Genomic DNA, 14,396 nt, shown 5'->3' with positions numbered 1-14,396 from the left:
ATTACTGGACACCGGAACCCTTCTGGCACAGATGGAGGTTGGTCCTGGCTGAGCGCACGATGCTCAGATAGCGGTCCACTTGCGCCGGCGGCCAAGCGTCCATCACTGCATCATCGTCCTTGGCGGCATCCTCTGCGTATGGCGCAAGCGTCGCCAGGCACTGCCGGTCCATGCCGTTGTGATGCTGGGTAAGCGCCAGGTCGTTGCGCAGCTGCCCTTCCTGCTCCCAGGTCAGGGTCGGCAGGCAGTTGGCGAACACCGGCGACAACGCCTCCAGTGCCGGTCTGTACTGCTTCGCGTCGTAAAGACGCTTGAATTGCTGACGCGCCGCATTCAGGCCCGCATCCCTACAAGCGGCAGGAACGGGCAAATATTCGCCTTCGAAGCCACCGTTGTATCCGCAGAAAGTCTTGCACTGGGAGGCGGTGACAGGCGCAACGCCGATGCCCCCACCAGCGCCTGCCTTGAAGCGCACCACACAGGGCGCTTCACCCTGCTCCGGTGCAGCCGTACCGCGGTCACCGGCGATGTCACCTTGCAACGAACAGGTGTCCTCACCGGTCACCGTCTCCAGCGCGAACCGGAGCCCATTACCGGAAGGAACGATGTCCAGGTGTCCCCACCCCTTTTCCGTCACGTAGTGACCGGGCGCTAGCGCGGGCTGGGCCGCAGTCCGCGCTTCCGAGGCTGGCGCGGGCGTCTGGCCTGAACAGGCGGACATGACCACCAATCCCGTGCAAAGCGCACTCCAAGCAATTGAACAGCGCAGAAGACCCTTGCCCTTAAAGAATGCCCTCATGCCTGACTCCATGGCGACTCCTGGGTGACAACCTCATCACACGGCAACACCGCGATCATATGGGTTGGCGAGTCCCCGAAGCATATCCGTTTGCCATGGCCGCCTGTACAGCCCAGGGCTGGGACATCCATCACTTTCGTAGATTTCTCGTGCCACCAGCCGGGGCTTGGCGGATGGGTGCGTCGCGATGGGATGAAAGACGCCACAGACAATCGTGAGGCGCCCCACCATTGGGCGAGATGAGCGAACAGTGGGCGGCTCAGGCAACGCGCTCCGCGCAATCGCCGCTGCACACCCAAGCGTCCGACGGAATAACAAAAAGGCCCGACTTGCGCCGGGCCCTTCCGTTTCAACCGCCCTTCCCTGCCTCTCCCACACGCGGGAGAGAACATCAGGCCAGGGCCGCACGCATGGATCAGGCAAACGGATCCTGCAGCACCATGGTGTGGTCGCGGTCCGGGCCGGTGGAGACGATGCTGATCGGGCAGCCGGCCAGTTCTTCCAGGGCACGCAGGTAGGCGCGGGCGGCGGCGGGCAGGTCGTCCCACTGGGTGATGCCGTGGGTGTTCTCGCTCCAGCCGGGGAACTCCAGGTACACCGGGGTGCACTCTTCCCAGCCTTGCGCGTCCAGCGGGGCGTACTCGGTGCGCTTGCCGCGGTATTCGTAGGCGATGCAGACCTTCAGCTTCTCCATGCCGTCCAGCACGTCCAGCTTGGTGATGCACAGGCCGGAGATGCCGTTGATGGCCACAGCGCGCTTGAGGGCGACGATGTCCATCCAGCCGCAGCGGCGCGGGCGGCCGGTGGAGGCGCCGTATTCGGCACCGCGGTCGCGGATGCCCTGCCCGATCTCGTCGTCCAGCTCGGTCGGGAACGGACCGCCGCCCACGCGGGTGGCGTAGGCCTTGGCGATGCCCAGCACGTAGTCGATCGAATCGGCGCCCACGCCGGTGCCGGCCAGCGCGCCACCGACGGTGGTGTTGGAGCTGGTGACGTAGGGATAGGTGCCGTGGTCGATGTCCAGCAGCGCGCCCTGGGCGCCTTCGAACAGCACGCGCTTGCCCTGCTTGCGCAGGTCATGGCAGATGCCGGCCACGTCGGACTTCATCGGCTGCACGTATTCGCCAAAGGCCAGCGCCTCGTCGTAGGTCTTCTGGAAGTCCACCGCTTCCACGCCCAGGTACTTGGTCAGCACGAAGTTGTGGTAGTCCAGCGCGGTACGCAGCAGTTCTTCGAGCTGCTTGGGGTAATGCAGGTCGGCGATGCGGATGCCGCGGCGCGCCACCTTGTCCTCGTAGGCCGGGCCGATGCCGCGGCCGGTGGTGCCGATGGCCTTGCCGCCGGCGGCCTTTTCGCGGGCCTGATCCAGGGCGATGTGGTACGGCATGATCAGCGGGGCGGCCGGGGAGATCTTCAGACGGCTGCGCACTTCCACGCCAGCCGTCTCCAGCTCCTCGATCTCCTTGATCAGGGCGGCCGGGCTGATGACCACGCCATTGCCGATCAGGCACAGCGCGTCGTCGCGCAGGATGCCGGAGGGGATGAGGTGCAGGACGGTCTTCTTGCCGTTGATGACCAAGGTATGGCCGGCGTTGTGGCCGCCCTGGAAGCGCACGACCGCGCCGATCTCCTCGGTGAGCAGATCGACGATCTTGCCCTTGCCTTCATCGCCCCACTGGGCGCCCAACACCACCACTGACTGACCCATGACGGGTACTCCTGTTTTTGTTGCGGCCATCGGGGCCGCGGACTTGGGCCGTGCAAGGGACGACCCTGGCGCGTTGACCGGGGTGCCATCGGGGCGCCCCACGCGTTGCGGCCGTGCCCAGACACGGAAAAAGCCGGAGGGCTTGGCTCGATCACGAGCGGCCGTCCGGCTTTCGAGAATTATCCGGGTTTTTGGTGACGGGGGCCACCACCGGGATGAACGGGTGGTGGCCGGGGGGCCGCGATCGTGAAAGGCAGCGGAGCGGTTGGGGCCGGGCCGCAGCGGAGCGAAAGGCAGCGGGAACAAAAGACAGCGGAGCTAGCTCCGCACTACAAGGGGGCGGTTTGGGGCCGGTCGCGAGGGGCAGCGGAGCGAGCTCCGCTCTACATGGGCGGCGGGTCAGCGGTCGGACTTGAGGTACTGGAGGAAGGGGTCGTTCTTGTCCAGCACCACCACCGCGTTGCCATCGGCGAAGGCGTTCCGGTAGGCCTCCAGGCTGCGGTAGAAGGCATAGAACGCCGGATCGGCGCCATTGGCCTTGGCATAGACCTGTGCGGCCTCGGCATCGCCTTCGCCGCGCAGGCGCTGCGCATCGCGCTCGGCCTCGGCGGCGATCACCACCTGCTGGCGGTCGGCCTCGGCCTTGATGGTGCGGGCCTGCTCCTCGCCTTCGGCGCGCAGCGCGCTGGCGACCTGCAGGCGCTGGGCGCGCATGCGGTCGTAGACCTCGCCCAGCACCTTGCTGTCCTGCGGCAGGTCGATCTGCTTGAGGCGGATGTCCACCAGCTGCATGCCCAGGTTCTTGATCGCCGCGTTGATGGCCTTCAGCTGCCCGGCGATGATCTCACTGCGGTCACCGGACACCAGCTGGGTCAGCGTGCGCGAGTTGATCTCGTTGCGCAGGGAGTTGGTGATGATCGGGGTCAGGCGCGTATTGGCGTTGCGCTGGTCGCCGCCGGTGGCGCGGTAGTAGGCGCGCACGTCGGAGATGTAGCCGATGGCGAAGAAGTCGACCGACACGTCCTTCTGCTCGGAGGTGAAGTAACGCTCCGGCGCGGTCTCCAAGATCTGGAAGCGGCGGTCGAACACCCGCGCGGTCTCCACGATGGGCAGCTTGAAGTGCAGGCCCGGCTTGACGTCGGCCCGCACCACGCGGCCCAGGTTAAGCACCATGGCGGTCTGGTCCTCGCGCACGACGAACACCGAGCCCATCAGCGCCAGCAGGATGGCCACGATCACGGCCACGATCAGGGAAGTCTTCATTCAGCGGCCCTCCGGACGGCCAGTGGGTCGAGGCGGACGCTGGCTATCGCTGGATGAGGACGACGCACTGCTGCTGCCACTGCTGCTGCTCCCCGAGCCGTCCGAGGACTGGAGCAAGGTCTCGGGCGACAGGCGCGGCAGGCTGGACGTCGGCGGCAGCGGGCCACCGTTCTGCGCCCCTTGCTGCATCGGCACGTAGATCAGCTGGCGACCATCGCCGCCGACGACCTTGCGGTTGTGCGACAGCACGTCTTCCACCGTCTCCAGCCACAACCGCTTGCGGGTGGTTTCCGGCGCGCTGGCGTACTGCTGCTGCAACAGGGTGAAGCGGGCGGCGTCACCCTGGGCCTTGGCGATGGAGGCCTCCTTGTAGCCCTCGGCGGCGGTGCGGGTGCGGGCGGCTTCGCCGCGCGCCTCGGGCACCACGCGCGCGGCGTAGGCCTGTGCCTCGTTGACCAGACGCTCGCGGCTTTGCTGGGCACTGTTGACGTCGTCGAAGGCGGCCTTGACCTCGTCCGGCGGACGCGCATTGGGCAGGGTCAGGTCGGTGACGGTCATGCCGGCGTGATAGGCATCCAGTGCGGCCTGCAGGCGCACCTTGGCCGCGGTGGACAGCGGGCCGCGCTTGTTGAGCACGTCTTCCAGCGTGGCCCGGCCGACCTGCTCGCGCACCGCGCTCTGCGCAGCCTGCTGCAGCACCTGATCGGCATCCTGCGTGCCATAGAGGTACTGGCGCGGATCGCTGATGCGGTACTGCACGTTGAAGCTGACGCTGACGATGTTCTCGTCACTGGTCAGCACCGGCAGGGTGTTGCTGAAGGTGCCGATGGTGGTGACCTGCACGTTGCGCACGCTTTCGATGGGCCAGGGCCACTTGAAGTTGGGGCCCGGCTGCATGATGCGGGCGAACTGGCCAAAGCGCAGGACCACGCCGCGCTCCTGCTCGCCGACCAGCTGGAAGCTGCTGAACGCCACGATCAACAGCACCACCAGCCCGATCCAGCGCAGCGATCCACCACCACCGGAAAAGAACCCGCGCAGTTGCGAAAGCAGGTTGTCCGCGCCGCCGGGCTTCCAGCCGTTGCGTCCTCTGCCCGGCCCACGACCGCCGCTACCGTTGTCTCCCGAACCGCTACCAGGGGTGTTCCAGGCCATGCCAACTCCGCTTTGATGGGTGCAAGCGCCGCCGGGTGACCGGGGCGCAGCGCCGCACGATTCTACAAGGTCGCCGCGGGGATGCCGGCTGACACCCCTGTCATGGCGTCCCGCAGGCCGGCGCACAAGGGGGACCATCGGGTGTTGACGGCGCGTCCGGGGCCTGAACCCCAGCGGCTGCCCGACATCGGCAGACCACGCGGGAATGACATGAATGCTGGTACCACTAGAACGTTTTCAACGGAACGCCTCCATGTCGACCCCGATCGAGGATTACGCAATGCTGGGCGATTGCCGCAGTGCCGCACTGGTCTGCCGCAATGGCTCCATCGACTGGCTCTGCCTGCCACGCTTTGATTCCGACGCGGTGTTCGCCGCACTGCTGGGCACGCCCGAACACGGCCGCTGGCTGCTGTGCCCGGACGTGCCATCGCGAAGTTCGCGGCGCTACCTGGACGGCAGCCTGGTCCTGGAAACGACGTTCGAAACCGAGGAAGGCGCGGTCCGGCTGCAGGACTTCATGGTCGCCAGCCACGACGGGCATACCCACAGCCACCTGATCCGCCGCGTGTGTGGCGTGCGTGGCCGGGTGCCGATGAAGACCGAGCTGGTCATGCGCTTCGGGCATGGACGCATCGTGCCCTGGGTGACCCAGGACGCCGATGGCCTGCGCGCGGTCGCCGGACCGGACCAGCTGGTGCTGCGCACACCGCTGGAAATGGAAGGCCAGGACATGACCTCCACCGCGCAGTTCACACTGGGCGAAGGCGAATCGACCTGGTTCGTGCTCAGCCACGGGCCTTCGCACCTGGAGGCGCCACCGTCGGTGGACCCCGAAGAAGCCTTGTCCACGACGCTGTCGTTCTGGGAGGAATGGTCAGGCGCCTGCGCGCAGGCCGGGCGCTGGAGCGAGCAGGTCAAGCGCTCGCTGGTGGTGCTCAAGGGCCTGAGCTATCTGCCCACCGGCGCGATCATCGCGGCGCCCACCGCCTCGTTGCCCGAGCAGATCGGTGGCGAGCGCAACTGGGACTATCGCTACTGCTGGTTGCGCGACAGCGCCTTCGTCCTGCTGGCACTGATGAATGCGGGGTTTCGCGAGGAAGCCGGCGCGTTCCGTGACTGGGTCAAGCGCGCGGTCGCCGGGACGCCAGACCAGTTGCAGGCGCTCTACAGCGTCGATGGCGTGCGCAGGCTGGAAGAATGGTCGGCAGACTGGCTGCCCGGCTACGAGGATTCGCGCCCGGTCAATTTCGGCAACGCGGCCGCGCGCCAGTTCCAGCTGGACGTCTACGGCGAGCTGATCAGCCTGTTCGAAGTGGCGCGCATGCGGGGCATGCCCGCCGGTGATTACGGCAACGAGCTGGAACGCGCCTTCCTGCTGGAGCTGGAAAAGCGCTGGCACGACCCGGACGAAGGCATCTGGGAGGTACGCTCCGGTCGGCGCCATTTCACCCATTCCAAGATGATGGCGTGGCTGGCTTTCCACCTGGCCTCGGACAACGATGAAAGCGGCTTCAGCGATGAAGATCGCGCCCGCTGGGCCGCGCAGGCCGAGGCAGTGCACGCCGAAATCCTCGAACGCGGCCTGCATCGCGATGGCTACTTCGTGCAGAGCTATGACAGCGAGGAACTCGATGCCGCCCTGCTGCTGATGCCGCTGATCGGCTTTCTGCCCGGGGACGATCCGCGTTTGATCGCCACGGTGGAAGCCATCCAGGCGCGCCTGACCGTCGACGGGCTGGTCCAGCGCTACTCCACGCACGGCAGCGCCGATGGCCTGCCGCCCGGCGAAGGCACCTTCCTGGCCTGCAGCTTCTGGCTCGTGGAGGCGCTGGTGATGATCGGGCGCCTCGACGAGGCCACCACGCTCTACGACAACCTGCACGGCCTGTGCAACGACGTGGGGCTGCTGGCCGAGGAATACGACCCGCAGACCAAACGCATGCTGGGCAACTTCCCGCAGGGCTATTCGCACGTGGCGCTGGTCAACGCGGCCTATCGCCTCAACGACGCAGACAACACCAGGCGCACCAGCGCAGAGGTACATCCATGACCGATACGACTTCCCCCGGCGTGACCGACACCGGCGCACTGGCGCCACCCTGCGTGCTGGTCCTGTTCGGCGCGCGCGGCGATCTGGCGAGACGGCTGGTGATCCCGGCCTTGTACAACCTGCGCCGCGCCGGGCAATTGGACGAGCATTTCGCCATCCTGGGCTTCGACCATGGCGAGATCGGCGAAAGCGCCTGGCGGCGCAACATCGGCAACGCCCTGCGTGCGCAGGCCTCCGCCACCGGCACCGAATTCAGTGCGCCGGGGATCGACGAGGACACCTGGCGCTGGCTGAGCCGGCGCATGTATTACCAGCGCGGGGACTTCACCTCGACCGCCGACTATCGCGCGCTCAAGGAGCGGCTGGCCGAACTGGACCGCAAGCACGGCACCCAGGGCAATGCGCTGTTCTACCTGGCGACCGCGCCGCGCTTCTTTGGCACGGCGGTCAAGGAGCTGGGCCGCGCCGGCATGGTCAAGCAGGACGACGCCGGCCCCTGGCGCCGGGTGATCATCGAGAAGCCCTTCGGCCATGACCTGGAAAGCGCGCGCGCGCTCAACACGCAGGTCGCCAAGGTCCTGTCCGAGGACCAAGTGTTCCGCATCGACCACTTCCTGGGCAAGGAGACGGTGCAGAACATCCAGGCGTTCCGCTTCGCCAACGGCCTGTTCGAACCGGTGTGGAACCGCGACCGCATCGACCACGTCCAGATCACCGCTTCGGAAACCATTGGCGTGGAGGGGCGCGGCGGCTTTTACGAGCCCACCGGCGCCCTGCGCGACATGGTACCCAACCACCTGTTCCAGCTGTTGGCCATGGTCGCCATGGAGCCACCGGCCGACTTCACGCCCAAGGCCATGCTGCGCAGGCGCTCTGAAGTGATCGAGGCCGTGCGCCCACTGGCGCCCGAGGACGTGGTGCGCGGCCAGTACGCCGCCGGCACGGTCAACGGTCAGGCAGTGCCGGCCTACCGCGATGAAGACACCACCTCGTCCACGTCCGAGACCGAGACCTACGTGGCGATGAAGCTGGCCATCGACACTTGGCGCTGGGCCGGCGTGCCCTTCTACCTGCGCACGGGCAAACGCTTGCGCACGCGCACCACCGAGGTAGCGATCCGCTTCAAGCCCGCCCCGCTGGCGCCGTTCCGGCATACGGCGGTGGGCGGCTACGGGCCGGATTGGCTGGTGCTGCACATCCAGCCCGACGAGGGGATCTCGCTGCAGTTCGACGTCAAGCGCCCGGGCTATCCGGTGGCGCTGGCGCCGGTGCGGATGGACTTCCGTTATCGCGACTGGTTTCCACAGCAGAACACGGTGGGCTACGAGCGCCTGCTGCACGACTGCATGCGCGGCGAGGCGGCGTTGTTTCAGGACGCCACCATGGTCGACGCGGCCTGGCGCATCGTGCAGCCGGTGCTGGACGCCTGGGCCAAGCAACCGGCCAGCGAGTTCCCCAACTACGCCGCCGGCAGCGCCGGTCCGACTGCCAGCGACGCGCTGCTGGCGCTCGATGGCGGTCGCACCTGGCGAGCCCTGACCCCGGGCCGCACGCGTCCGCCGCAACGGGCGCGGCGCCTGGCGGCCGAAGCAGGCCGCGCCAAGGCCGGCGCCAAGAAGACGGCCGCCAAGAAAGCCGCCAAGGCCGCCAAGGCGCCCGCCACCAAACAATCCAGCGCCACAAAGACACCCGCAAAGCGCGCCAAACGCGCGTCCGCGACCAAGTCCGGCCGCGCGAAGTCGTGACCCGGGCCTCGACAGCGACGGTGCCGGCGCCCTAGCCTGATCACTTCACTTATGCGCCAGGACACTGCATGAAAGCGGCGAAAAGCGTGGTGGTGATGGGGGTCTCGGCATCGGGCAAGACCACGATCGCCAATCTGCTGGGTGCCGAGCTCGATTACCGGGTGCTCGACGCCGACGACCTGCACCCGGCCGCCAATGTGGAGAAGATGCGCGCCGGCATCCCGCTGGACGACGCCGACCGCGCGCCCTGGCTGCGCAAGGTGGCCGACTGGATCGGCGACCAGCGCGCACAGGGCGTTGGCGTGGTGGTGTCGTGCTCGGCGCTGCGGCGGGCCTATCGCGACGTGTTGCGCCAGGCCGACGCGCAGATCGTGTTTGTGTGGCTGGATGTGGATCGCGACACGCTCGAGCAGCGTCTTGCCCACCGTCGCGGGCACTTCATGCCGGCCAGCCTGCTGGATGACCAGCTGGAAACCCTGGAGCCACCCGGAGAGGACGAGCGCGCCGTGCGCGTGGCGCCCTCGGACTCGGCGCAGGACACCGCCGACCAGGCGATCGAGGCGCTGTCCCGCCTGGACTGATCGCTCAGTCCTCGTCCGGCCAGCGGATCTGCGCCGCCGCCGTCTCCCGGCGCGGCGCGGGCACGGCATCGACGGCCGCCCACACCTTGAGCGCATCCACAGTGGCCGCCACGTCGTGCACGCGCAGCAGCATGGCTCCGCGCTGGGCGGCCACCAGGTGCGCGGCGATCGAACCGGCGACCCGCTCGGCAGGCACCTGGCGCCCGGTCAGTTCGCCGATGCTGCGCTTGCGCGACAGCCCGGCCAGCACCGGCACCCCCAGTTCGATGAAGCGCGCGAACTGGGCCAGCAAGGCCATGTTGTGGGCGGTGGTCTTGCCGAAGCCAAAGCCGGGATCGACCACGATGTTCCGTTTCGGGATGCCGCTCATTTCGGCCGCGAAGATGCGTTCGGCCAGGAATCGATGCACGTCGCCGACGACATCGTCGTATTCCGGCGCATCCTGCATGGACTGCGGCTGCCCCAGCATGTGCATCAGTACCACCGGCACGCCGAGTTGCGCGGCGGTCTCCAGCGCGCCCTCCTCGCGAAGCCCGCGGATGTCGTTGATCATCCCGGCCCCGGCGGCCACGGCCGCACGCATGACCTCGGGCTTGAAGGTGTCGATGCTGATCGGCAGGGCGGTTTCGCGCGCCAGGCGCTCGATCACCGGTACCACCCGACGCAACTCCTCTTCCAGCGGCACGGCCTGTGCACCCGGGCGCGTGGACTCACCCCCGATATCCAGGACATCGGCCCCCTCGGCAGCCAGCTGCAGCCCATGGGCGACGGCCGATTCCAACGTGTCATGCGCACCGCCATCGGAAAACGAATCCGGCGTGACATTGATGATGCCCATCACCCGCGGCCGGTCCAGGCGCAGGATGCGGCCATTGCAGTCCAACTGCGGTGAGGTATCGAACATGACGCGCTCCGGGACAATCCAACGAGCGCGCATGATACGCGTCAGGCCTGTGGCGGCCCGCGTCGATCGCGCTTGCGCCGCAAGCAATCGACTTCGCGCCCGGCCAGCAGCGACATCATGGCGGCGCCGAGCCCTGCCCCCATGCCCAGCCACAGCCCCATTTGGCCGGTGGCGGCCCCCATCGCCGCACCAATGCCAATTCCCATGACCAGCGGGGTGATCCTGCGATCGCACTTCATGACGTGATCCTCGTACAGGGGGACGGCGCGCTGCCCTCCGGACGCCCTGCATGAGCAAAGACACAGCCCGCCGGGAAATGTGACCGCCGGGTGTGACCGGTCAACCGCCGCGGCGCTTTTTCTTCTGGCTGCTCATGAAGGCCCCCAGGGCCGCGCCCAGGCCCACGCCGACTGCCAGCCCGGTGCCCATGTCATGCATCGCCGCGCCAAAGCCGGCTCCGATCGCCACGCCCAGGGCAATGCCGACGCCCAGGCTCCACCCACTGCTGTTGAACATCCGGTCGTCCTCCTCGGCGCGCAGGCACCGGGTACCAACACAAACAAAAGGCCGGGAAAATCCCGGCCTTTTGTCGATCACTTGCCGCTTGGCCGTCAGGTCTGCGCGGCCGGCCCGGCGATCGGAGGCAGCGGACGCTTGGGCGTGGGACCACCGCCGTTGTCGTCCTTGCCGCCGGTCTTGGCCCAACCCATGGGCGGCGGCGGATCGCGGCCTTCCATGATGGCGTCGATCTGCGGCACGTCGATGGTCTCGTACTCCAGCAACAGCTTGGACATCGTGTGCAGCTTGTCCAGGTTGTCGGTGAGGATCTTGGTCGTGCGCTGGTAGGCGTTGTCCAGGATCCCGCGCACGACCTCGTCGATCTTGCGCGCGGTGGCATCGGAGACGTTCTTGTGCTGAGTCACCGAACGACCCAGGAACACCTCGTCCTCCTCCTCGCCGTAGGCGATCGGGCCCATCTCGTCGCTCAGGCCCCACTTGGTGACCATGTTGCGGGCCATCTTGGTGGCGCGCTCGATGTCGTTGGATGCACCGGTGGTGACCTTGTCGGTGCCGAAGATCAGTTCCTCGGCCACGCGGCCACCGTAGAGCGAGCACAGCTGGGATTCGATCGCGGTGCGGTTGTAGCTGTACTTGTCGCCCTCGGGCAGGTACATGGTCACGCCCAGCGCGCGGCCACGCGGAATGATGGTGACCTTGTAGACCGGGTCGTGCTCGGGCACCAGGCGCCCGACGATGGCGTGGCCGGCCTCGTGGTAGGCGGTCAACGTCTTCTCGTCCTCGCTCATGGCCATCGAGCGGCGCTCGGCACCCATCAGGATCTTGTCGCGGGCCCGGTCGAAGTGGTCCATGCGGACTTCCTTCTCGTTGCCGCGCGCGGCAAACAGCGCCGCCTCGTTGCAGAGGTTGGCCAGGTCCGCGCCGGAGAAGCCCGGCGTGCCGCGCGCCACGATCATCGGCTCGACATCGTCGGCCAGCGGCAGCTTGCGCATGTGGACCTTCAGGATCTGCTCGCGACCCTTGACATCGGGCAGGCCGACCACGACCTGACGGTCGAAGCGACCCGGGCGCAGCAGCGCCGGATCCAGCACATCGGGACGGTTGGTCGCGGCGATGATGATCACGCCCTCACCGCCCTCGAAGCCGTCCATCTCGACCAGCAGCTGGTTGAGGGTCTGCTCGCGCTCGTCATGACCGCCGCCCAAGCCGGCACCGCGATGGCGGCCGACCGCGTCGATCTCGTCGATGAAGATGATGCAGGGGGCGTGCTTCTTGGCCTGCTCGAACATGTCGCGCACGCGGCTGGCGCCAACGCCCACGAACATCTCCACGAAGTCCGAACCGGAGATCGAGAAGAACGGCACCTTGGCCTCGCCGGCGATGGCCTTGGCCAGCAGCGTCTTGCCGGTACCCGGCTGGCCAACCATCAGCACGCCGCGCGGAATCTTGCCGCCGACCTTCTGGAACTTGGTCGGGTCGCGCAGGAATTCGACCAGTTCGCTGACTTCTTCCTTGGCCTCGTCGCAGCCGGCGACGTCAGCGAAGCTGACCTTGACCTGATCCTCGCCTTGCAGCTTGGCGCGCGACTTGCCGAAGGACATCGCGCCCTTGGCCCCGCCGCCACCGCCCTGCATCTGGCGCATGATGAAGATCCAGAAACCGATGATGAGCAACACCGGCAGGAAGTTGAGCAGGATCATGCCCAGCGAGATGCCGTTGTCCGGCTTCTCACGGGTGATCTGCACGCCCTTGTTGATCAGCACATTGATCAGACCCTCGTCCTGCGGTCCGTAGACCACGCCCTGGGTGCCGTCATTGCGCTTGTAGCTGATCGCATTGGTGACCAGATCGCTGTCGTTGGTGAAATCCACCGAGCTGATCTGCCCGTTGTTCACCTCCTGCAGGAACTGGGTGTAGGTGGCCTGTCCGCTTCCCGGGCCCGCTCCACCGGAGCGCGGGGAGAAGCTCTGGAACACCACCATGAGCACCACCGCCACCACGACCCACAGCAGCAGATTTTTGGTCAAGTCATTCATCCTCATGGGCCTCGGTATTCCTCTAGCACTGCCACATTAGCGCGAATTGTCGAACCGGCCCGGAAGCCGGCATTACTTGGGTTGGATCCGCTTACCCTGCCCAAGTGCGTAGACCTCCGGCGAGCGCTTGCGGGAGGCGTCCGGCTTTCGGATCACCACCCGGTCGTACCGCCGGCGCATGTCGCGGACGTAGTCGTCGAACCCCACGCCTTGGAACAGCTTGATCAGGAACGCGCCTCCTGGCCGGAGATGCACATCGGCGAACTCCATCGCAAGCTCCGCCAGATGCATCATCCGCGGCTGATCGACCGCGTCCACTCCGCTCTTATTGGGGGCCATGTCAGAAAGCACAAGGTCGACCGGCTGCCCACCGAGCATCGCCTCCAACTGCGATAACACGGTCTGCTCCCTGAAGTCTCCGTGAAGAAACTCCACGCCGGCCAGCGAGGGCATGTCCAGGATGTCCATCGCCACCACTCTCCCGCGATCGCCCATGGCCTGGCGCACGTACTGCGACCAGCCGCCGGGCGCGGCCCCCAGGTCGACCACGACCATGCCCGGCTTGAGCAGCCGGTCACGTTCGATCAGCTCCTCCAGCTTGTAGGCCGCGCGCGAACGCAGCCCCTCGGCCTGCGCCTTCTTGACGTAGGGATCGGAGAAATGTTCCTTCAGCCAGCGCTGGCTGCTTTTGCTGCGTTGGGCCATGTGGACGGATAACGGCGGCACGGCGTGTGGCCGGCCCCGCGAAAGCTCGGGAGGGGTCCGGCCCATGATACGCTTAACCCCCTTGGCTTCCCCTGAAAATCCTGCATGTCTGTTGTCCTTACCGCTGCCCAGAACCGTTTCCTGCGTGGGCAGGCCCACGGGCTCAAGGCGTTGCTGCAGACGGGAGGCAAGGGCCTGACTGACGCATTTGTCACCGAACTGGACGAGGTGCTCGAGCGCCACGAGCTGGTCAAGGTGAAGGTCGCCGCCGAGGATCGTGAAGCCCGCGGCGCCATGATCGACGAGATTTCAAAGCGCACCGGGTGCGCCGTGGTGCAGAAGATCGGCCACGTGGCCGTGCTGTACCGCCCCAGCCAGGACAAGCGCACCATCGTCCTGCCGCGCGCCTGATCCTCACGGCCGTTCCTGACGGCAGCGGCGCCCGACGTACGGAGCCCCTCCATGCAACTCAGCCACGAAAGACCCGATTACGCTTTCACCCTGCGCGCCGCCGATGGGCGCAGCGCCAAGGTCAACGATCAGGTGCTGCAGCGCAGTTTCATCCTCACCCCCGCGCACCTGCAGACCGACTGGGCTGCCACGCAGCCTGAGGCGCTGGATGCGGCGACGCTGGAACCCCTGCTGGCGCTGGAACCGGAACTGGTCCTGCTCGGCACCGGCGACCGCCAGGTGTTTCCGCCCGCAGAAGCCATGGCGGCGTGCCTGACCCGCGGCGTGGGTATCGAAGTGATGACCAACGACGCCGCCGCCCGCACCTTCCACATCCTGGCAGGCGAAGGTCGGCGCGTGGTGGCGGGCTTCATCCTGGGGACGGAAGCGGCGCGGTAGGCCAGTCAGCGGAACTGCCCTCAGACGGGCAGTCGCACAACCCGGATGACGGGCCGCCGCTCGCGCGCGGCGGACGAAT

The 14,396-nt window shown here is 67.1% G+C and carries 14 protein-coding genes; 5 read left to right on the top strand and 9 right to left on the bottom strand.

All coding sequences use genetic code 11. The features are described 5' to 3' along the window. Position 1: 1 nt before the first annotated feature. The 4 genes from ACORQU_RS15895 to hflK all read right to left on the bottom strand — a co-directional run bounded on the left by ACORQU_RS15895 (position 2) and on the right by hflK (position 4,925). Positions 2-799: a hypothetical protein gene (locus ACORQU_RS15895; protein ID WP_491642042.1), complete on the bottom strand. Its 798-nt coding sequence runs from the start codon at positions 797-799 to the stop codon at positions 2-4. Positions 800-1,214: 415 nt separating this feature from the next. Then, a complete protein-coding gene (locus ACORQU_RS15890) occupies positions 1,215-2,507 on the bottom strand; it encodes an adenylosuccinate synthase (protein ID WP_491642041.1) in 1,293 nt (430 codons plus the stop codon). 399 nt (positions 2,508-2,906) lie between these two features. Then, positions 2,907-3,770, bottom strand: coding sequence for a protease modulator HflC (gene hflC, locus ACORQU_RS15885; RefSeq protein WP_491642039.1), 864 nt, complete (start codon positions 3,768-3,770; stop codon positions 2,907-2,909). After that, positions 3,771-4,925, bottom strand: coding sequence for an FtsH protease activity modulator HflK (hflK, locus tag ACORQU_RS15880; protein WP_491642038.1), 1,155 nt, complete (start codon positions 4,923-4,925; stop codon positions 3,771-3,773). 253 nt (positions 4,926-5,178) lie between these two features. Here hflK and ACORQU_RS15875 point away from each other — a divergent pair, with 253 nt between their 5' ends. The 3 genes from ACORQU_RS15875 to ACORQU_RS15865 all read left to right on the top strand — a co-directional run bounded on the left by ACORQU_RS15875 (position 5,179) and on the right by ACORQU_RS15865 (position 9,304). Continuing rightward, positions 5,179-6,978, top strand: coding sequence for a glycoside hydrolase family 15 protein (locus ACORQU_RS15875; RefSeq protein ID WP_271646208.1), 1,800 nt, complete (start codon positions 5,179-5,181; stop codon positions 6,976-6,978). Then, entirely contained in the window at positions 6,975-8,723 is a 1,749-nt protein-coding gene (zwf, locus tag ACORQU_RS15870) for a glucose-6-phosphate dehydrogenase (protein WP_491642036.1), read from the top strand. Before ACORQU_RS15875 ends, zwf begins: the two co-directional genes overlap by 4 nt. Positions 8,724-8,791: 68 nt before the next feature. Continuing rightward, positions 8,792-9,304, top strand: coding sequence for a gluconokinase (locus ACORQU_RS15865; RefSeq protein WP_271646211.1), 513 nt, complete (start codon positions 8,792-8,794; stop codon positions 9,302-9,304). Positions 9,305-9,308: 4 nt separating this feature from the next. Here the strand turns inward: ACORQU_RS15865 and folP are convergent, their stop codons facing one another. The 5 genes from folP to rlmE form a co-directional block, all read right to left on the bottom strand. After that, entirely contained in the window at positions 9,309-10,208 is a 900-nt protein-coding gene (gene folP / locus ACORQU_RS15860) for a dihydropteroate synthase (RefSeq protein ID WP_491642035.1), read from the bottom strand. Positions 10,209-10,249: 41 nt separating this feature from the next. Then, on the bottom strand, positions 10,250-10,447 hold the full coding sequence (locus ACORQU_RS15855; protein ID WP_271646213.1) for a hypothetical protein: 198 nt from the start codon (positions 10,445-10,447) through the stop codon (positions 10,250-10,252). Between the two features lie 100 nt (positions 10,448-10,547). After that, positions 10,548-10,724: a glycine zipper domain-containing protein gene (locus tag ACORQU_RS15850; RefSeq protein WP_271646214.1), complete on the bottom strand. Its 177-nt coding sequence runs from the start codon at positions 10,722-10,724 to the stop codon at positions 10,548-10,550. A gap of 95 nt (positions 10,725-10,819) precedes the next feature. Further along, the gene (gene ftsH / locus ACORQU_RS15845) at positions 10,820-12,763 is read right to left on the bottom strand and encodes an ATP-dependent zinc metalloprotease FtsH (RefSeq protein WP_271646216.1); all 1,944 of its coding nucleotides are present in this window, start codon (positions 12,761-12,763) and stop codon (positions 10,820-10,822) included. A 72-nt stretch (positions 12,764-12,835) separates the two neighbouring features. Next, positions 12,836-13,468, bottom strand: a complete 633-nt coding sequence (gene rlmE / locus ACORQU_RS15840) for a 23S rRNA (uridine(2552)-2'-O)-methyltransferase RlmE (protein ID WP_491642034.1) — start codon at positions 13,466-13,468, stop codon at positions 12,836-12,838. 105 nt (positions 13,469-13,573) lie between these two features. Between rlmE and yhbY the strand changes: the two genes are divergently transcribed. Continuing rightward, the gene (gene yhbY / locus ACORQU_RS15835) at positions 13,574-13,879 is read left to right on the top strand and encodes a ribosome assembly RNA-binding protein YhbY (protein ID WP_271646220.1); all 306 of its coding nucleotides are present in this window, start codon (positions 13,574-13,576) and stop codon (positions 13,877-13,879) included. Positions 13,880-13,930: 51 nt separating this feature from the next. Then, the gene (locus ACORQU_RS15830) at positions 13,931-14,317 is read left to right on the top strand and encodes an Mth938-like domain-containing protein (RefSeq protein WP_491642032.1); all 387 of its coding nucleotides are present in this window, start codon (positions 13,931-13,933) and stop codon (positions 14,315-14,317) included. The last annotated feature ends 79 nt before the right edge of the window (positions 14,318-14,396 follow it).

Source organism: Pseudoxanthomonas sp. JC1303 (genome assembly GCF_058448525.1).
Note: the sequence above shows the minus strand (reverse complement) of the source record. Positions and strands in the feature narration are given on the sequence as shown.